Raw genomic sequence first — 18,677 nt, 5'->3', positions numbered from 1 at the left:
CAGTTTATTGCTTCTCGATTGGTGCAAATGCTGCGAGAAGACGTTTAATGCCTGTCGGGCTTGGGAACGCAATATCAAGCTCTGTGCTGTCTCCGCTGCCTTTCACACTCACAACCGTACCAACGCCCCATTTTTTATGGGCCGCTTTATCGCCCACAGCCCAGCCAATACTGCCGCCGCCTGTGTTTTGAATCGTTTGAGTTTGCGGACGTGAGACAGGTCCCCGTCTTTGCGGTCTTTCTCTTGTTTGGCCAAACGGTGTTTTTGTTTCTTTTTTCTCATTTAGGTTGTCCAATAAATCGGCTGGTATTTCTCGAATGAATCTTGATTCAAGGTTCATGTTTGTCCGGCCGAAAAGTGTTCTCATTTTTGCACTTGATAAATAAAGCTCTTCTTCAGCCCGTGTGATGCCTACATAAGCGAGGCGGCGCTCTTCTTCCATCTCTGCATCTTCCATTAATGAACGGCTGTGCGGGAAGACACCCTCCTCCATTCCCATTAAGAAAACAACAGGGAATTCTAGACCTTTTGCGGCGTGAAGTGTCATTAAGATGACGGCATCCTGATCTTCTTCTTCATTCTCATCCAGCTTATCAATGTCTGCGACGAGGGCGAGATCTGTCAGGAAGGTCACAAGTGACTTGTCCTCATTTTGTTCTTCAAAATTCTTAGTGACGGATAGAAACTCGTCAATATTTTCTAAGCGGCTTTGTGCTTCAATCGTTTTTTCGAGCTTCAGCGCTTCACGATAGCCTGTTTTCTCTAGAATTTCTTCTGTTAATTCAGTGACAGATAAATAGTCCTGCATGTTCGTCATTTGATCAATGAGCTGTTTGAACTCATCAAGCGCATTGGCTGCCCGTGCACTCAGTCCAATGAAATCCACCTGACCAAGTGCTTCAAACATAGACAGGTCATTCATCTCCGCATATGCTGCAATTTTATCAACAGATGTCGCCCCGATTCCGCGCTTTGGTACGTTGACAATTCGCGCAAAACTAATATCGTCATCTGGGTTTGCCACTAGGCGTAAGTATGCCAAAATGTCTTTGATCTCTTTTCTGTCATAGAACTTCGTGCCGCCGACAATATTGTACTGAATGTTGGCTTTCATTAACGTTTCCTCTATGACACGAGACTGAGCATTTGTCCGGTAAAGGATCGCAAAATCGGATAATTTGCGCTTTCCGCTCTGATGAAGCTGACGAATCTTTCCTGCGACAAATTGTCCTTCACCAAATTCATTATCTGCACGATAATAGGCAATCTTCGCTCCTTCATCATTTTCTGTCCAAAGATTTTTCGGCTTCCGGTTTGCATTGTTTTGAATGACCGTATTTGCGGCTTGCAAAATGCGTTTCGTCGATCTGTAATTTTGCTCAAGCAGAATCACTTCACTGGATGGATAATCTTTTTCAAAGGAGAGAATGTTTGTAATATCCGCTCCGCGCCAGCGATAAATAGACTGATCCGAGTCACCGACAACACATATATTTTGAAAGCGCTGCGCGAGCAGTTTCACAAGCATGTACTGTGCTCTGTTCGTATCCTGATACTCATCCACATGAATGTATTGGAATTTCCGCTGATAGTGCTCTAATACTTCAGGAATGCGCTCAAACAGACGAATTGTCATCATAATTAAATCATCAAAGTCGAGTGATTGGTTTTTGAGTAAACGCTTTTGATAATCTGTATAGACATCGCTGACCACTTGATCATAGAAATCACCCGCTGTTTTGGCGTATTCCTCTGCGTCAATGAGTTCGTTTTTTGCACTGCTGATGGAACCTAAAATGCTGCGCGGGTCAAACTTTTTAGGATCGATATTCCGTTCTTTTAAAATGTTTTTAATAACTGAAAGCTGGTCAGATGTGTCTAAAATAGAGAAGTTGCGATTCACACCAATACGGTCAATATCGCGTCTTAAAATACGGACACACATGCTGTGAAACGTAGAGATCCAGATGTCATCTGCGCCAGGCCCTAAAATTGCCTGGACACGTTCACGCATTTCACGTGCTGCTTTATTTGTAAATGTAATCGCTAAAATGTTCCACGGCGCCACATGCTTTTCTGCCATTAAGTAGGCAATTCGATGTGTGAGCACCCGTGTCTTCCCGCTTCCTGCTCCTGCCATCAACAATAGAGGACCGTCTGTTGCTTTGACTGCTTCTTTCTGCGCGTCATTCAGCCCTTCTAATAGATGATTCGATATTTCATTCATTCCATTCACCGCCAATTCGAACTTATGTTCTATTTTAACCCGTTTCGTCTTATTTGACTATGATGACTTTTTGACTGCTTCGACTGTCTTTAGAGCTTCTTTGAAATTGTCATAAATGACGTTTCCTACAACCACGACGTCTGCATGCTGGGAGAAGTCTTTTGCCTGCTTAGCGTTCTTAATGCCGCCGCCATAAAAAAGAACTGTTTCATCAAGCACTGCTTTTGTTTCTTTGACAAGCTCTATGTCTCCAAGCGTTCCGCTGTATTCCAGATAAAAAATGGGCAGCTTCATCAAATACTCTGCCACTCTTGCATATGCCCTGACGTCATCGATATCCAGCGCTGTATTTGCCTCTGTGAGCTTGGCCGCTTTACAATCTTCATTTAAGATGACATAACCTTCAGGCACAATCTCTTCCATTGACATCAAATCACCGAATTCCTTCATTGCGTCCTTGTGCAGCCCAACAATCCAGTCAGGGTGAGAGCTGTTTAAAACGGTCGGGATGAAATACAGATCAAAGCCAGGCACAATCATCTCATGTGTGGAGATTTCGAGCACACATGGCACTAGAAACCGGCGGACCTTTGACATCAATTGAAGCACGTTGTCCTCTGTCACATGATCACTTCCGCCAATCAATATGGCATCCGTCCCAGATTCGCAAATCGCTTCTAGCTGTTCATCGGAAATTTCTTTATTTGGATCGAGTTTAAAGACATGCTTCCACTCGGTAACATCATACATGAAAAACGTTCCTCCATTCGTTTCATTCCATTTAAATATTATAACAAAATCAAAGGCCGCAAAAAATGGGTAACCTCCTTTAGCTAAAAGTTTCATTCTTTTGAAAATGGGTGATCGTGACTTTACATAAAATTGCTGGAGAATAGATAAAAAATCCACTAGAAGAGGAGCTGAAAGAGGTTGTTATTTTGGCACTTTGTCACATGCTATTATACAATAAAGGAATATTTTACTATAGATTTAAAAACCATCTATTAAGCAGAGGTGACTCAGTTGAAAAGAACGATTACATATGAACAAAATATAGACATCGGATACATCTATATCACCCCGCAAGCGGAGCATATGAAAATCAAAGAAACCATTGAATTAGATGTCAATGAATGTGTCAATGTAGATATCGACCAAGAGGGCCGAGTGGCTGGCTTGGAGTTATTTTCAGAAGAATCCGAAGTCCTGCGGAACACACCGGTTTATGAGGATGAGCTTTCTTTACGTTTGACGGATCAGGAAATTCTCTCAACCTATCAACTGTCAGGCGTTGAATTCCAATTCTCAACACCTGATCACAATGGGCTGATCGGTTTTACTATTGTCGATCCAATTCGATATAACGTCAAATGATAAACAAGAAAAAACCGTTTTGATCTTTCAAAACGGTTTTTTCAAATTATTGTCTCACTTCATTAAAATAATGGACGGATGTCATGGCCCCTTCGTCGACCATCTTGTTGTCTTGGATATCTAATGGATCTGGGTGGCCGGCTTTTTCAGGAACCTTTTCATCTGACCGGAACATGCCTGCCCATTTTTTCAGATGCTGTTTATTTTTTACCGCTAATAACACAGCTCCTCCAACCCCTAATCCTGCAAGTACATACGCATTTGGACGCTTATTCATGTATGTTCCCTCCCCTTATGATCTTATTTGTAAGTTACCCCGCCTTTTCATTTCTAAACGTCACAATATGCTGATGTGGTTTCTCTTTCATTAAAAAGTGGAATAACAACAGCAATGAAAGAGAAAAGAGGGGATCTTCGTGACAACAACTTTAATTGTCATCGGCGCATTGCTAGTCATTTGTTTGATCATCCCAATCATTCTATTGATCTGGATTTGGATGAGGGATGAAAAACAAGAAGAACATTCAGTTCTGCGAAATTATCCGGTCATTGGAAAGCTGCGGTTTATCTTTGAAAAAATAGGACCTGAGCTTCGCCAATATCTGTTTCTGAATGACCGAGAGGAACTGCCCTTCTCAAGAAGAGAATACGAGCAGGCGGTCATGTCAGGGAAGTACAAAAGCCGGACGATGGGCTTTGGATCAAAACGTGATTTTGACAAGCCAGGCTATTACATTCGAAACGTTTTGTTTCCAAAGCAGCGAAATGAACTTCGCATCGATCAATCTGAAAAAATCAAAACGAAAGTGTATCAGATTGATCAAGACAATTTACTGAGAAGAAGTGAACATGTCAAAGAAGTCGAAGCAAATCCTTACTTTCTTCATCAAGAGGATGTACAAGTCATTGGCGAACATACATGTCAAAAGCCTTTCCATGTGAAAGGACTGATCGGTCAATCTGCCATGAGCTACGGCTCCTTAGGCGACAGGGCGATTACAGCTCTATCTTCAGGATTAAAAATGGCCGGCGGGACGTGGATGAACACAGGTGAAGGCGGGCTTTCTCCTTATCACCTCAAAGGCGGCGCAGATATCATTTGCCAGATTGGGCCTGGTTTATTTGGCGTTAGAACAGAGGATGGCGCATTTTCCTTTGAAGAATTCAAGAAAAAAAGCGAACACGAGGAAGTCAAAGCATTTGAACTCAAGCTGGCACAAGGAGCAAAAACACGCGGCGGTCATATTGACGGCGAAAAGGTGACGGAAGAAATAGCGAATATCCGTAAATTGCCGCCTCACCAATCCATTGACAGCCCAAACCGCTTTGAGATGTTCCACTCCATTCCTGACATGTTTGATTTCATTGAACAGCTGCGGAGTATAGGCGGAAAGCCAGTTGGAATCAAACTTGTTGTCGGACATAAAGAAAATATTGAAGAGCTCGCCAGCTATATGAAAAAAAGCGGGAAACACCCTGATTTCATTACAGTGGATGGCGGAGAAGGCGGTACAGGGGCGTCCTTTCATGAATTGGCGGATTCCGCAGGGCTGCCGATTTTCACGGCGCTCCCAATGGTTCATCAAATATTGAAAGAATACGGTGTCAGACATCAGGTGAAGCTCTTTGCTTCTGGCAAGCTTCTCTCGCCTGATAAAATTGCGATTGCCCTTTCAATGGGAGCTGACTTTGTGAATATTGCCAGAGGTCTCATGTTTTCAGTCGGATGCATTCGCGCCCAAGTCTGCCACACGAATAAATGCCCGGTCGGGGTCGCCACGACTGATCCAAAGCTGCAAAAGGGTTTATCGATTGAAGAAAAAAAATACCGAGTGTGCAATTATATCCTGTCTCTTAGAGAAGGTTTGTTTAATTTATCCGCAGCTGCGGGTCTAGAATCGCCTATTCATTTTAATGAAAAACATATTATTTTTAGACAAGAGAATGGCGAGACAAGCGAAGTGCCGATGTTCTCAGGCACACAGCCATCTGTCTAGCTCGAAAAGGTGCGGAAACGCGCCTTTTTTGTTAATATTTTTGATCAATCGCGTACTAAGTTTGCAAACAGTAGAGTTTAAGGAAATCATCTCAAGCGAAGACGGCATCTCCTATGAAGGAGAAAGATGGTTGATGGGCGAGCTAAAGTAAAAAAACAGGGACACTTTATCAGCCCCTGCCCGCCTTTTCATAAAAAAACTGCAAACAAGTCCATTTTTCGTGAAAAGGATTGTTTACAGTGAAAGCTGCTTTATTTTGTTTCGTTATTTTCCTGCTGTTCTGCTACGCGGTCAAGTGCCATCGTATAGGCATCGTTGCCATAGTTCAAGCAGCGTTTGACACGTGAGATGGTTGCAGTGCTTGCACCTGTTTCCGTCTCAATTTTATGATACGTGTTTCCCTCACGAAGCATACGCGCTACTTCAAGACGCTGTGATAAAGATTGGATTTCATTGATGGTACATAAATCATCAAAGAATCGATAACATTCTTCCAGGTCTTTAAGGGATAAGATGGAGTTGAATAACTGATCTAAGCTTTTGCCCCTTAATTTATCAATTTGCATCTTAATACATCTTCTCCTTTACTATTGCCACACCGCTTCGCACGATCTTCTTCTAAGAAAGCGGTATCTTTCCTGACTAATTTTTTTAAAACCTCAGCAATGAGCTTTGAACAGATCATGACAGGTTTGGTTCTACGCTGAAAATGCCGTCAGGTTCTTTCGTAAGCCGAAGCTTCTTTATCGTAAACAAATTCGACAAGTTCTGTCATTTTCCTTGTATGACAATCTGACAAACTTGTTTGCTTCCGGTATAAAGATGAATTCTGCTTGGTTAGGTCTTCTGCCCTCATATACAGGCTTTACGGAAAGCTCGGCGAGACCACAAATATGCGCCCCGCCTTGCTCGGGTTATTCAAAATATGTTGGCCGGTCAGCGTAACCGGCAAATTCATTTTACAATTAGAGTACTTCATTCGTCATGTCAAAGCCCTCTGCTTTGTCAACAGCTCCACATAAGATCATGATCACTTACATGGCAGTGAAGAGAACCATGGCTCACTTCTGCCCTATAACAGCAGTCAGAAATGCGGCAAAGATGATACAGCTCCACTCTGTTATATTTTAACGCATTATAGACGGAAAGAGTACAGTTTTTTTCATGACATCAAATATTCCTCTTGGTGTCACTCGAATATACGGCAAATGTGTACTTTGGAAAAAGACAAGTGTATCAATTGGGCAGTCAAATGGATAGCCGCGCTCAATGAGCAGCTCGCGTAATGTTTGTTCCTGCTGAAGAACAGTCTCAAACGGTTCAGCCGATGCACAGCCTGATAATTGCAGCGGGATTTCGTGCAAAATTTTCCCGTTCTCTGTGAGTACGATTCCCCCGCCAATTTCTTTCATCCGCTTATGTGCCAGCATCATATCTTCTTTATTTTTCCCGATCACTAAAATATCACCCGTGAGCGAAAATGAGCTGACAAAGCCCTGCACTTTATTTGCGAACCCTTTTAGCATCGTATTCACACGCCACTCACCTTTTCGGTCAATCAGGCTAAAGAAGCTTTGATCATGGTCACATGACAGCTGGTTGATTGAGTTATCAATTTCCACTGTATAAGGCTCCATGATGACAGCATTTCTCATCTTCACACCTAGCGGCATAGAGAATTGCAAATCACTCATCGTGAGGTCGTAGCTTAAATCTAATGGAGCAAGCCCGCCATTTTCCCATTTTGTTTCTTGGAATTGATGCTGGTTCTCGCCATCTAATTTGAGGATAACCCCTTTAGATATGACCGTTTCGGGATTTGGGTTCATTGGATCATCTAAAATATTCAAAGATGCCAGCCGGCCTGGGCCAACAACGCCTAATAAATCATCAATTTGATAGTATTTTGCAATGTTAAATGTCGCCATATTATACGCATCAATGATCGGCACGCCTTCTTCAAGGGCAATCGAAATCAAACGGTTAATCATGCCTTCCTCATAAAAGTGAGGGGCAGCACCATCTGTTGTATAGAAAAAGTGATCATAGTGTCTAAAGTCACGCTCATGCAGTTCTCTTAAAATGTTCACTAAATCTGGGCGGATGGAAGAATGCCGCAATGAAACATGATAGCCAAGGGACAAGCGTTTTAACACATCGTCGGCATTCATCGCTTCATGATCACTGTCCGCGCCAAACAGCTTCATTTTTGTTAGCGTTTTCTCAGAAGCTCCAGGGAAATGCCCTTCAATTCGTTTTCTCTGCTTCTTTGTTTCTTGCATGCAATATAAAATGAGATCATCACCGTCCATCAATCTTGGCCAGCTTGTTAATTCGCCGCCTTGGAGGACGTCAGGATGATCAATCCATTCCTTCCGGTAGTTGACTGGCAGCATCTCATCTTCATATCTGACTTCCGTTTGAAGATCGTATCTGGACCACCAGAAATACTGAAATGGCTGCTTTTTTAATTCACATAGGGTGGAAAGCGCTTTCTTTTCATTGCTTTGCAAAAGAAGAAATAAGTTATCGCTGACCATCGTTGTTGTGCCAAATTGAGACACATATTCTGCAAGTGATTGGGGATTATAAATATGGAACGGATGCGCGTGAGGCTCTATATACCCAGGCACAATGTATTTCCCTTCACAATCAATCACACGTTTAGCTGATTTATTTTGAGGAAGCTCTGCTCCGACATAAACAATTCGATCATCATGTATCCAAATATTTGCCTTCACCCATTGCTTCAAAAACGGGTTAAGCACGAGTCCATTCGTTAAAAGGAGTGTTGGAACTATTTTTGAGTCGACTACATCGATTTGTGTGCGGATGTCATTGTTTCTCCAATTAAAAGTACGTTCGGACATTCACATACTCTCCTTCATTTGTATTAGCCCTATCGTAACATAACGAACTACGTTACGCATTAATGAAACGTTACAATTTCTTGAAATCACACTTAAAATAATTTAAAAAAGGAGATTCACCTTCAATGAAACCTAATCTCGGCTTAATGGAAGCGCTCATTAGAATTGCCTGCGGAATGACAATATGTACTGTGGCTGGATCCTTATATGCTAGAAAACCATGGAGTAAAATGCTGCTTTTGGGCATCATGTTTGGCGGTATGAAACTGGGATCTGGCATTCTTCGTTTTTGTCCAGTGACATATATGTGTGAGCAGCAGGACACACATAAAGAGAAGGCTGAGTAAGGCAGCCTTCTTTTTTGTGATCATTTTCATCTCATTCCGCTGCTTCACACCATTCGACCATTGTCCCTGCAATAATTTCAGCTGCTTCAATCACATGCTCAATGTCAATGGATTCATTCGGAAAATGGGCAAGCTCCGTTGTTCCCGGTCCAAACACGATGATCGGAATACCTGCTGCCTGTGACAGTAATCCGCCGTCCGTTCCCCAAGGGGCTGCTTCGATTTTCGGCGGCTGCTTCATGACCGCTTCATATTGTTCCTTCAATAAACCTAAAAGCGGATGATCTGTATCGATTGAACCCGGAAGCCATCTTGCACCAAACCATTCGACCTCAACAGGATGCTCTTGGAACCATTCATCTTTTTCTCCGAGTCCTGCCATCCAATTTTCTAATTCCTTCTCTGCCTGTTCTACCGTTTCACCGGGCATCACCCCGAGCCTGCCTTCCATTGTGACAAGGTCTGCTACAGAGGATGGCCAATCACCGCCTTGAATTTTCCCGATATTGATTGGGATCGGGATTGGGATATGCTGAAACAGCGGCTCGGTGATTCGCTGATTTCTTTCTTCTTCAAGTGCCGCTATATGTGAAAGGACAATCGTGCTCTTTTCAATAGCAGAAACGCCGTGATATCTTGTTCCGCCATGAGCAGCCCTTCCTTTAATATGCAGCCTGAACCATTTAGATCCCTGCTGAATCGGAAAGATTTTCATATGACTTGGCTCTGGAATGATGGCTGCATCTGCGGTATATCCTCTTAGTATGGCTGCAAGGGTGCCTGCACCGCCGCTCTCTTCTTCGACAACACTATGAAACACAACATCTCCCTTCAGCGGAATCTGAAGCGCATGCAGTGCCTCAAGTGCAAAGAGTAAAGAAACGTTTCCACCTTTCATATCTGTTGCCCCGCGTCCATAAAGTCTCCCGTTTATGATATGCCCGCTGTAGGGCGGATATGTCCATTGTTTGTGATCTCCTGCCGGGACAACATCCACATGCCCATTTAATAAAATAGATTTGCCGCCTCCTTTACCTTTCAATCGTCCGGCGACATTGGGACTTCCTTTAAAGGAACGCCTCGGGGAATAAAAATACGGGTGGTTCAGCAAGGCATCTCCGCCAATGTCCCACATGTCAACATCAAAGCCAATGGCAGAAAGTTTATTTGCTACGATTTGCTGTACTTCTTGCTCATTTCCTTGTGTGCTGTCACATTGCACCATTTGCTGAAGAAGCGTTACGGCTTCCTCCTTATGCTCTTTCATCCAGTTTCTGATACGTGTGGTTGGCTGCAAGTCGGTCATCCTTTCTACACAACAGATTTGACATCAGGCTCTAAAATGAGCGGCGCCTCTGTCGCCCTCATGACATCTTCCGGCTGAAACGGCGGCATGACTTCACGCAAAATGAGCAGCTGTGATTTGACCTCAATGACTGCCATATCCGTAATAATCAGGTCCACACAAGACTTAGCTGTTAAAGGCAGCGTGCAGGCTGCTTTTATCTTAGATTGTCCATGTTTATCAAGGTGGCTCATCACGACCACCACCTTTTTCGCTTTTTGCGCAAGTTCAATGGCTCCACCCATACCCGGCACTCGTTTCCCTGGCACAATCCAATTGGCAAGATCCCCATGACTGCTGACTTCAAGTGCACCTAAAATGGTCATATCCAGCATCCCTTTGCGAATGATGCCAAAAGCGGTTGTGCTGTCCATATATGAGCCGCCTTTTGTTAACGTAATGGGAAAACCGCCGGCATTGCACAAATTCGGATCTTCTTCCCCTTGTGCTGGTGAACCGCCTGCTCCCATAATGCCGTTTTCTGCATGCAGCCACACCTCGTAATGTGCTGGGATATATTCAGCTGCAAGGGTCGGGATGCCGATCCCAAGATTGACGATCATCCCATCTTCAATTTCCTGTGCCGCGCGTTTGGCTATGCGGTGTCTTAAATCGATGTCTCCCATGCCCATGTCCAGTTCACTCCTTTTGATTGCACGATCTGGTTCACAAATACGCCTGGTGTGACGATTTCCTCTGGATGAAGCCCGCCCACAGGCACAATCTCTTCTACCTCCGCAATGGTCCAGTCTCCTGCCATCGCCACAATCGGGTTTGTATTCCGTGCACTTTTATCAAAAATCAGATTGCCTGCTTCATCTGCTTTGAGGGCATTCACAATCGCGATATCTGCAGTCAGTGCAGGCTCAAGAATATACTTCTTTCCATCCAGCTGAACCAATTGTTTCTCATCAAGATTGAGGCTATCCATGCCGACATCTGTCACAATGCCCGCTAAACCCATCCCGCCTGCCCTGATCTTTTCTGCCAGGATGCCCTGCGGGTAAAAAAGAACGTCTAGTGTACCTGCCTGCATTTTCTGCCCGGCAATTGGATTTGAGCCAATATGAGAGGCAATGATGTTCTTCACTCTTCCTTCTGTGATCAGCCTGCCAACACCGATTTGCGGGAAGCCTGCATCGTTTCCGATCAATGTCAGGTCTTTGATATTGGCTTCTAAAATGGCATCGATCAATGATGGCGGGGACCCCACACCGCCAAAGCCGCCAAACATGATGGTCATTCCGTCTCTAAAATGCGTGATGACTTGATCAAAGTTCGCTGTTTTGTTCATCATCTTTCCTCCCTACATGGCAGATGGGAAAAACCCTCGATTGATGACTTCTTGCTCGACCTGCGTCATTGTCTGCCCGAATAAATGAATCAGTTCATCCATCTCCTGCTGCGTAATGGAAAGCGGCGGTGCGATCATGACCGCTGCACCTCCCACACCATCCTCTCCAGCGCTTGCTGGGTAAACAAGCAAACCATTTTGCTTGGCCGTCTCCACAACTAAATGCGTCATTTGAGCATGGACAGGAAATGGTGTTTTCGATAATCGGTCTGCGACAAACTCAATGCCAATGAGCAGTCCCTTTCCTCTCACATCCCCTATGATGGAATGTTTTGTTTGCAAATCCTTTAAAGCATTCATTAAATATCGGCCAGACAGATCAGCCCGTTCTGAAAGCTGGTGTTTTTTCATGTATCGAATGACAGCCAGTGAGACGGCTGCTGAAAGCGGGTTGCCGCTATAAGTGTGGCCTGCCATCACAGAGCCCGAACCGCTGAGAATCGGTGCAATCACATGATCCGCTGAGACAGCTGCTGCAATTGGTGAATAGCCGGCGCTCATGCCTTTTCCGAGTACCATAATATCTGGTACGACGCCCCAATGTTCCATGGCAAACATTTTCCCAGTTCGTCCAAAGCCTGTCATGACTTCATCTGCAATCATTAAAATATCGTTTTCCTCACAAACTCGCTTCATCGCCGCAAAATATCCATCTGGCGGAACAAGCGCCGCGCCCGCTGCTCCAACAATCGGCTCTGCAATAAAAGCCGCAATCCTCTCTTTTCCTATACGCTGGATGACAGTTTTAAATTCCTGTACATACCATTCGACCTGCTTGCTTTCTTCCTTTGGCAGCCACGAACGGTAGCTGTATGGCGGAGACAGCACCGGGTGTTTTTCGAGCAGTGGTTCAAAGCGCTCTCTCCTTGCAATATGCCCTGACATCGACAGCGCACCGAGTGTGATGCCATGATAACTCATCCATCTTGAAATGATGTGATTCTTCTCAGCCTTCCCCTGCTCCTGCCAATGCTGAATGGCAATTTTCATGGCGGTTTCTGTTGCCTCTGATCCGCTTCCGACAAAAAAAGACCAGTTCAGGTTCCCTGGGCAGAGCGTACTCAATTCATAGGCAAGTTCTTCTGCTGGTTCATTTGTGAATTGTGATCTGTACGTAAAGCTCACCTTTTCCGCTTGCTCTGTCATGGCATCAATGATGTCTCGTATGCCATGTCCAATACTTGCCGTGACAGCACCCGATGAGCCGTCTAAATATTTTTTCCCGTCCCGATCATATAAATAAATCCCCTCTCCTTTCACAGCCACAGGATAATGCTGATTCAACATCGGTTTGATTAAGTAATCCCGGGTCTCCACTTTGTCATTCCTCCCTCTCTCGTCAGCAGCTGCATCTTTCTTTTTTCATGAATCGCAAGAAAATTTTGTATACTTGTTATAAGATTAGCTTAATCAAGAGGGCAGTCATCCTCCATTCGCCACATGCCCGAATTTCACACGTATTTTTTATACATCGTGTATAAGAGTGTTCAAAAGGAGGTCATGAGTCTATGGCGATTCTCGTCAAAGATGCACTCTCGCTCGATATCATGAAGGAAACAAAGCTGCTTGCTGGGGAAAATGGACTGGACCGCCTCATTCAGTGGGTGACCATTGTGGAAATTATCGAAGATACTTCAAGGCTTTCAGAAGGGGAGCTGCTCGTCACAACCGGCTTTGGGCTTGCAGACAATAGGGAAAGGCGCACCCGGCTTGAGGAGCTGATTCAATCTCATCGTCTATCAGCCATTGCGATTTATAAAGGCGTATACTTAACAGAAATTCCGGCATCACTGATCGAAGCTGCCAAAAACAGCGGCATTCCACTCATCGAGATTCCTTCACATGTCAACTTCTCAGACATTACAAAAGCCGTCCTAGAGCAAATCGTCAGCAGCCAGCTCCATCAGCTTAAATATTCTTCAGCCATTCACCAAAGACTGACTCATTTAAATGTCAGCAATAAAAATGTCACACAAATTACAGATGAGCTGGCACATCTCACTTCGGCGAACATCGTTGTGCTTGATGTTTTTTTACATCAAACAGCAGCTCATCTCATAAAAGATGAAGTGACGTACGCTCCTGCTTTTGGCTTTCTGACAGATCATGAACCAATCGAAACGACGCCTCTTCTCAAGCAGGCTGAGGAGAAAGGAAGGCTCGTTTATGACACGTGCGGTGCGTTTGTCCTCGCTGCATGTCCAGTGATTGCGATGGGCGATATTTTCGGATTTATTGTATCTTTAAAGAAAAAGGATGCGTGGCATCATCTCGACGCGATTGCCATCGAGCATGCCGGGGCGGTGTATGCGATTGAATGGCTGAAGCAAAAAGCCATTCAAGATACAGAAAACCAAATGCAAGGTCATTTGTTAGATGATATTTTGCAGCAGCAATACACAGAAGAAAGCTATGTGGTCGAACAGGCAACAAAGCTGCAATATGATATGAGCGATGAGCAGGTGGTCATCTACTTTCAATTTCAGCATCAGCACACACAGCTCGATCACCAAATGATGCAGCGCCTGTCTCAATTGCTCACGTCGATATTTGAACGCCGACATATTCCTTTTTTACTTAAAACAAGGCTCGATTCCATTTTTGTTCTTACGCCAGCAGGAAAAAAAGCATTTCAAGAAGCGGAGTGGTATCGTGCAGCAGAGGAGTGCCGGAGCACTTGGTCTTATTTTTTTCCCGTCCATCCGATTGTGATTGGCATCGGGAGAGCCTATGACCAGATCGGTCTCTTTTCAAAAAGCGCGAAGGAAGCACAGTATGCAGCAAGGCTTCTTCCACTTTTAAAGACAGACGAATGCATCATTCATTATCAGAAGCTCGGCTTATACGGGATGCTGCTTGAAATGAATGAAGCGGGTATGAATTTGCATGACTTTTACGTGGAGCTGTTAAGTCCCTTGCTTTATACGAAAAAACAGGGGGCTGACCTGATCCATACACTCGAAGTGTATTTGGCACACAATGAAAATATTCAAAAATCTGCGGGGGAATTGTTTATTCACAGGCATACATTAAGCTATCGCTTAAAACAAATTGAAACGAGAACAGGCTGCAGCCTCAAATCCACGGATGACCGGATGAAGCTGCAGCTCAGTATCATGGCGTACCGCTTATCTGGTCTGCTTGATCAGATGAGAACCATTTCATGATTCATTCGGCGTTTTCACCCATAGATTCATATCTTCAATTTTGTCAAAAATATAGCAGTTGTTTTGGAAACGCCCGGTATACGTATAGCCGAGCTGATAAAACACTTGGTTCATTCCATAGGACAGTGCACGTGCGAGAGAATAAAAGACATAGATGTGCATGGATTGAAGTTCTTTTTCGAGTGCTAGAATCAAATGATGCATGAATCCTAGTTTTCTGTATGATGGAAGGGTCGCACAATCTGTTAATTCCGCATGACCATACGGCGCATTGATTTCAGCGGATGCCGCACTCACAATGTGCCCGTCATGTTCAACGGCATAAAAGACGGTCCCTTCCTCCATCACCTTTTGGATGTAATCTGGCTCATTCATTGGCGTAGGATACGTTTCAAAAACGGTATCATAGAGCTTTGCCAGCTTGTGAATATCCTGCGTATCCGCTTTCCTCATCACATACTCATCCTGCCACGTGCCTTGGTCTTTTTTGAGAGGCTTTTCCTGAATAGACGCAACAATTTCATCTTCCTTCAGCCAATACGGGCTGTTCATCCGATCCTCCGTCAGAAAGAGCGACATGCCGTACGCATCACTTCCAAGAAAATAATGAGAAAACACGCCTTCAAGCCGAAAGCCTTTTTCTAAAAAAAGAGGCATATGCTCACGCCTGACTTTCACAATGACCTTAGAAGCCTTGCAGTCTGCAGCTTCCTGAAGAACCGACTGAATCACATCCCGCACCCTGCCGCTGTAGTCATCCAAACGGATGCGCTCATTAAATGAATCAATACAGATCGAGGCAGAAAAACGCTCGTTTGCAAGTTCCTTCAATTGCACCATATACTCATCCTCTCTTATAAATCAGCTAATAAAAAAAATCCAAATGGAAAATGAAACAATGACGATACCAGGAAAAATCGACATGATCATATACCTAATGGCTGAGCCTTTTTTGGCTTTGTTTTGCTTTCTCGCTTCATACATGAGGAGATTGGAAAACAGTATAAATAAAATAAGTAACACAATTGCAAATAGAATGATTCCTTGAATGACCATGCTGCCTCCTCATAAACTCGTCATCCCATACTACTTCTTCATATTCAATCATCATCCCTTCTCATGAACAAAAAACACCTTTCCATCTCGTCAGATAGAAAGGTGTTTTGATTAAACGTTCTTCCCTGCAGCCTTCAGCGCACGGGCACCGATGTCACGGCGATAAAATAGACCTGGCTGTATGATTTCTTCAACCGCTTCATACACTCTTGATCTTGCCGCTTCAAATGTGTCGTCAAATGCGGTTACATTCGCTACACGGCCGCCATTTGTGACGAATTGATCGTTTTCTTTTTTTGTTCCTGCGTGGAAGGTCACAACATCAGAGACAGTCGTTTGCAAGGCACCGATCGGCGTCCCTTTTGCATAGTCTTCTGGGTATCCTTCTGATGCAAGAACCACACTGACAGCCGCAGTGTCTTTCCACTGCAAGTCCACATCTTTTCCATCAAGAATATCGAGGAATACTTGGACTAGATCTGATTCAAGACGAGGGAGAACCACCTGCGTTTCAGGGTCGCCAAAGCGTGCATTGAATTCAATCACCTTTGAGCCTTCTGGTGTCAGCATTAAGCCCGCATATAAAATGCCTGTAAATGGACGCCCTTCCTGCACCATCGCGCGAGCTGCCGGTTTGACGACATCTTCCACCGCTTTTTGGACGACTTCATCTGAAATTTGCGGAACTGGTGAATAAGCGCCCATCCCGCCGGTATTCGGCCCTTTGTCATCTTCAAAGGCCCGTTTGTGATCCTGCGCAATCACCATCGGGTACACCTTTTCTCCGTTGACAAAAGCCATGAGTGAAAATTCTTCGCCTGTTAAAAATTCTTCGATGACGACAGATGCACTTGCATCGCCAAACTTTTCATCCTCTAAGAAATCATGCAGACAATCGACCGCCTCTTCCAGCGTCATGGCCACTGTGACGCCTTTTCCTGCGGCAAGCCCGTCTGCTTTAATAACAATCGGCGCACCCTTTTCTTCCACATATGCTTTTGCTTCTTCAAACGATGTAAAGGCAGCGTAAGCAGCCGTCGGGATATCGTAATTCTTCATTAAATCTTTTGCAAATTCCTTTGAGCCTTCAATGACCGCAGCTTTTGCATTCGGTCCAAATACCTTTAGACCTGCTTCTTCAAATGCATCAACGACACCTGCGATTAAAGGAACCTCTGGACCGACAATGGTTAAGCCGATTTCGTTTTCTTTTGCAAAACGAATTAATGACTCATGATCGCCTTCGTCGATTGGTACAAGCTTCGCAGCATCTGTCATTCCATCATTGCCGGGTGCGACAAATACTTGGCTGACAAGTTCACTTTGATTCACTTTCCATGCGATGGTATGCTCTCTTCCGCCTCTGCCGATAATTAGTACGTTCACACTGTCATCCCCTTAATGTTTGAAATGTCTAACGCCAGTGAAGACCATGGCGATGCCGTATTCATCTGCTTTTTGAATCGATTCTTCATCACGAATAGATCCGCCTGGCTGAATGATCGCTGTGACGCCTGCCTTTGCAGCAGCTTCCACTGTATCGCCCATTGGGAAGAATGCATCAGAGCCTAGTGCGCTTCCTTTTGCCTTTTCACCTGCTTGCTCAATGGCAATGTTAGCTGAGCCCACACGGTTCATTTGACCAGCACCGATCCCTGCTGTCATTTGATCTTTCGCAAGGACAATAGCATTTGATTTCACATGCTTGACGACTTTCCAAGCTAGCTTTAAGTCTTTCCATTCGTCTTCTGTTGGTTCTCTTTTCGTTGGAATAGAGATGGTTGCTTCCTCTAATCCGTACGTGTCAATATCCTGAACAAGCAGTCCGCCATGGACACTTGTCAGCTGTTTTTCTTTTTTTCCGAGATCTGCTTCTACATCTAATGTTAATAGACGAAGGTTCTTTTTCGCCGTTAACACGTCAAGTGCTTCTTGGCTGAACGATGGGGCGATGACAATTTCTAAGAAAATCGTATGCAGCACGTCAGCCGTTTGTTTGTCTACTTCACGGTTAAGTGCCACAATGCCGCCAAAAATAGAAGTTTCATCTGCCTTGAATGCTCGGTCAAATGCTTCTGCAATTGTTTCTCCTGTACCAACGCCGCACGGGTTCATATGCTTCACAGCGACAGCTGCCGGCTCTGTGAATTCACGTACAATTTGGAGAGCTGCATCTGCATCTTTGATATTGTTGTAGGAAAGTTCTTTTCCATGTAATTGCTTTGCAGTAGCCAAAGAACCTTTGGCTGGAAGAGCATTTTCATAGAAAGTCGCCGCTTGGTGCGGGTTTTCTCCATAACGAAGGGATTGTTTTTTCTCAAACGTGACAGTGAACTGTTCTGGCTCTGTTTCGCCCACAAAGTTTGTTAAGTAATCCGCAATCAGAGCATCGTATGCAGCCGTATGACGGAATACCTTGGCAGCGAGCTCACGTTTTTTCTCGAGTGACACGCCGCCTTCTTTGATTTGCTGGATGACTGTATCATAGTCACGAGGATCGACAATCACTGTGACGTCTTGGTGGTTTTTTGATGCTGCACGAAGCATTCCCGGTCCGCCAATATCAATGTTTTCAATCGCTTCTTCATACGTCACATCGTCTTTTGAGATCGTCTCTTTGAATGGATAGAGATTCACGACAACAAGATCAATCGGCTGAATGCCATGCTTTTCAATCTGTGCCATATGCTCATCGTTTTCTCTCACTGCTAAAAGCCCGCCATGAATGTTCGGGTGAAGTGTTTTGAGTCGTCCATCCATGATTTCAGGGAATCCAGTGACTTCTGAAATTCCAATGACATCAATGCCGTTCTCTTGAAGAAGCTTGTGTGTACCTCCAGTTGAAATCACTTCAACGCCAAGTTCTGTTAATTCTTTCACAAAAGGTACAAGATTCGTTTTATCGGAAACACTGATTAATGCGCGTTTGATCGTCATGCC

At 44.4% G+C, this 18,677-nt stretch carries 17 protein-coding genes; 4 read left to right on the top strand and 13 right to left on the bottom strand.

All coding sequences use genetic code 11. The annotated features are described in order from the left end of the window. Positions 1-4: 4 nt before the first annotated feature. Both pcrA and MHB66_RS03290 read right to left on the bottom strand, forming a co-directional pair. Entirely contained in the window at positions 5-2,227 is a 2,223-nt protein-coding gene (gene pcrA / locus MHB66_RS03295) for a DNA helicase PcrA (RefSeq protein ID WP_041116090.1), read from the bottom strand. Positions 2,228-2,284: 57 nt separating this feature from the next. Then, complete coding sequence (locus MHB66_RS03290; protein ID WP_046314114.1) at positions 2,285-2,977, bottom strand: heptaprenylglyceryl phosphate synthase; 693 nt, start codon at positions 2,975-2,977, stop codon at positions 2,285-2,287. A gap of 264 nt (positions 2,978-3,241) precedes the next feature. On the opposite strand from MHB66_RS03290, the gene MHB66_RS03285 reads away from it, so the two are divergent. After that, a complete protein-coding gene (locus MHB66_RS03285) occupies positions 3,242-3,601 on the top strand; it encodes a DUF2283 domain-containing protein (RefSeq protein ID WP_231293956.1) in 360 nt (119 codons plus the stop codon). 46 nt (positions 3,602-3,647) lie between these two features. On the opposite strand, the gene MHB66_RS03280 is transcribed toward MHB66_RS03285, so the two are convergent. Further along, positions 3,648-3,878 carry a hypothetical protein gene (locus MHB66_RS03280; RefSeq protein WP_046314118.1) on the bottom strand — a complete coding sequence of 77 codons (231 nt, stop codon included), beginning with the start codon at positions 3,876-3,878 and terminating at the stop codon, positions 3,648-3,650. Between the two features lie 139 nt (positions 3,879-4,017). On the opposite strand from MHB66_RS03280, the gene MHB66_RS03275 reads away from it, so the two are divergent. Then, on the top strand, positions 4,018-5,598 hold the full coding sequence (locus MHB66_RS03275) for an FMN-binding glutamate synthase family protein (protein ID WP_046314119.1): 1,581 nt from the start codon (positions 4,018-4,020) through the stop codon (positions 5,596-5,598). Between the two features lie 251 nt (positions 5,599-5,849). On the opposite strand, the gene MHB66_RS03270 is transcribed toward MHB66_RS03275, so the two are convergent. Both MHB66_RS03270 and MHB66_RS03265 read right to left on the bottom strand, forming a co-directional pair. After that, on the bottom strand, positions 5,850-6,164 hold the full coding sequence (locus tag MHB66_RS03270) for a YerC/YecD family TrpR-related protein (RefSeq protein ID WP_024424524.1): 315 nt from the start codon (positions 6,162-6,164) through the stop codon (positions 5,850-5,852). Positions 6,165-6,725: 561 nt separating this feature from the next. Next, positions 6,726-8,468, bottom strand: coding sequence for an adenine deaminase C-terminal domain-containing protein (locus MHB66_RS03265; RefSeq protein WP_024426688.1), 1,743 nt, complete (start codon positions 8,466-8,468; stop codon positions 6,726-6,728). Between the two features lie 125 nt (positions 8,469-8,593). Here MHB66_RS03265 and MHB66_RS03260 point away from each other — a divergent pair, with 125 nt between their 5' ends. Beyond that, positions 8,594-8,815, top strand: coding sequence for a DUF2892 domain-containing protein (locus tag MHB66_RS03260; RefSeq protein WP_024424522.1), 222 nt, complete (start codon positions 8,594-8,596; stop codon positions 8,813-8,815). 31 nt (positions 8,816-8,846) lie between these two features. Here MHB66_RS03260 and MHB66_RS03255 read toward each other — a convergent pair whose 3' ends face one another. Genes MHB66_RS03255 through MHB66_RS03240 form a run of 4 tightly spaced genes read right to left on the bottom strand, consistent with a single transcriptional unit; the run spans position 8,847 to position 12,831 of the window. Further along, positions 8,847-10,112 carry a peptidase gene (locus MHB66_RS03255; RefSeq protein WP_041116081.1) on the bottom strand — a complete coding sequence of 422 codons (1,266 nt, stop codon included), beginning with the start codon at positions 10,110-10,112 and terminating at the stop codon, positions 8,847-8,849. Between the two features lie 14 nt (positions 10,113-10,126). Beyond that, positions 10,127-10,792 (bottom strand): 3-oxoacid CoA-transferase subunit B, encoded by a 666-nt coding sequence (locus MHB66_RS03250; RefSeq protein WP_041116079.1) that lies wholly within the window; start codon positions 10,790-10,792, stop codon positions 10,127-10,129. Continuing rightward, entirely contained in the window at positions 10,768-11,454 is a 687-nt protein-coding gene (locus MHB66_RS03245; protein ID WP_046314121.1) for a CoA transferase subunit A, read from the bottom strand. Before MHB66_RS03245 ends, MHB66_RS03250 begins: the two co-directional genes overlap by 25 nt. A gap of 12 nt (positions 11,455-11,466) precedes the next feature. Beyond that, a complete protein-coding gene (locus MHB66_RS03240) occupies positions 11,467-12,831 on the bottom strand; it encodes an aspartate aminotransferase family protein (protein WP_046314124.1) in 1,365 nt (454 codons plus the stop codon). 191 nt (positions 12,832-13,022) lie between these two features. Between MHB66_RS03240 and MHB66_RS03235 the strand changes: the two genes are divergently transcribed. Next, entirely contained in the window at positions 13,023-14,681 is a 1,659-nt protein-coding gene (locus MHB66_RS03235) for a PucR family transcriptional regulator (protein WP_046314127.1), read from the top strand. On the opposite strand, the gene ablB is transcribed toward MHB66_RS03235, so the two are convergent. The 4 genes from ablB to purH form a co-directional block, all read right to left on the bottom strand. Beyond that, a complete protein-coding gene (gene ablB, locus MHB66_RS03230) occupies positions 14,676-15,521 on the bottom strand; it encodes a putative beta-lysine N-acetyltransferase (RefSeq protein ID WP_046314130.1) in 846 nt (281 codons plus the stop codon). The genes MHB66_RS03235 and ablB overlap by 6 nt on opposite strands. Positions 15,522-15,542: 21 nt before the next feature. Then, a complete protein-coding gene (locus tag MHB66_RS03225; RefSeq protein ID WP_046314134.1) occupies positions 15,543-15,737 on the bottom strand; it encodes a hypothetical protein in 195 nt (64 codons plus the stop codon). A 111-nt stretch (positions 15,738-15,848) separates the two neighbouring features. Beyond that, the gene (gene purD / locus MHB66_RS03220) at positions 15,849-17,123 is read right to left on the bottom strand and encodes a phosphoribosylamine--glycine ligase (RefSeq protein WP_046314136.1); all 1,275 of its coding nucleotides are present in this window, start codon (positions 17,121-17,123) and stop codon (positions 15,849-15,851) included. Positions 17,124-17,135: 12 nt separating this feature from the next. After that, entirely contained in the window at positions 17,136-18,674 is a 1,539-nt protein-coding gene (purH, locus tag MHB66_RS03215) for a bifunctional phosphoribosylaminoimidazolecarboxamide formyltransferase/IMP cyclohydrolase (protein WP_024426697.1), read from the bottom strand. Between the last annotated feature and the right edge of the window lie 3 nt (positions 18,675-18,677).

Source organism: Bacillus sp. FSL L8-0167 (assembly GCF_038630295.1).
GTDB classification, from domain to species: domain Bacteria; phylum Bacillota; class Bacilli; order Bacillales; family Bacillaceae; genus Bacillus; species Bacillus safensis.
This window is presented reverse-complemented; position numbering and strand designations above follow the sequence as displayed.

Coding starts and splice junctions, on each gene's coding strand:
- MHB66_RS03265 (WP_024426688.1), bottom strand. CDS start 8,468: ATGTCCGAACGTACTTTTAATTGGAGAAACAATGACATCCGCACACAA.
- pcrA (WP_041116090.1), bottom strand. CDS start 2,227: ATGAATGAAATATCGAATCATCTATTAGAAGGGCTGAATGACGCGCAG.
- MHB66_RS03245 (WP_046314121.1), bottom strand. CDS start 11,454: ATGAACAAAACAGCGAACTTTGATCAAGTCATCACGCATTTTAGAGAC.
- ablB (WP_046314130.1), bottom strand. CDS start 15,521: ATGGTGCAATTGAAGGAACTTGCAAACGAGCGTTTTTCTGCCTCGATC.
- MHB66_RS03290 (WP_046314114.1), bottom strand. CDS start 2,977: ATGTATGATGTTACCGAGTGGAAGCATGTCTTTAAACTCGATCCAAAT.
- MHB66_RS03280 (WP_046314118.1), bottom strand. CDS start 3,878: ATGAATAAGCGTCCAAATGCGTATGTACTTGCAGGATTAGGGGTTGGA.
- MHB66_RS03270 (WP_024424524.1), bottom strand. CDS start 6,164: ATGCAAATTGATAAATTAAGGGGCAAAAGCTTAGATCAGTTATTCAAC.
- MHB66_RS03260 (WP_024424522.1), top strand. CDS start 8,594: ATGAAACCTAATCTCGGCTTAATGGAAGCGCTCATTAGAATTGCCTGC.
- MHB66_RS03235 (WP_046314127.1), top strand. CDS start 13,023: ATGGCGATTCTCGTCAAAGATGCACTCTCGCTCGATATCATGAAGGAA.
- MHB66_RS03225 (WP_046314134.1), bottom strand. CDS start 15,737: ATGGTCATTCAAGGAATCATTCTATTTGCAATTGTGTTACTTATTTTA.
- MHB66_RS03250 (WP_041116079.1), bottom strand. CDS start 10,792: ATGGGCATGGGAGACATCGATTTAAGACACCGCATAGCCAAACGCGCG.
- purH (WP_024426697.1), bottom strand. CDS start 18,674: ATGACGATCAAACGCGCATTAATCAGTGTTTCCGATAAAACGAATCTT.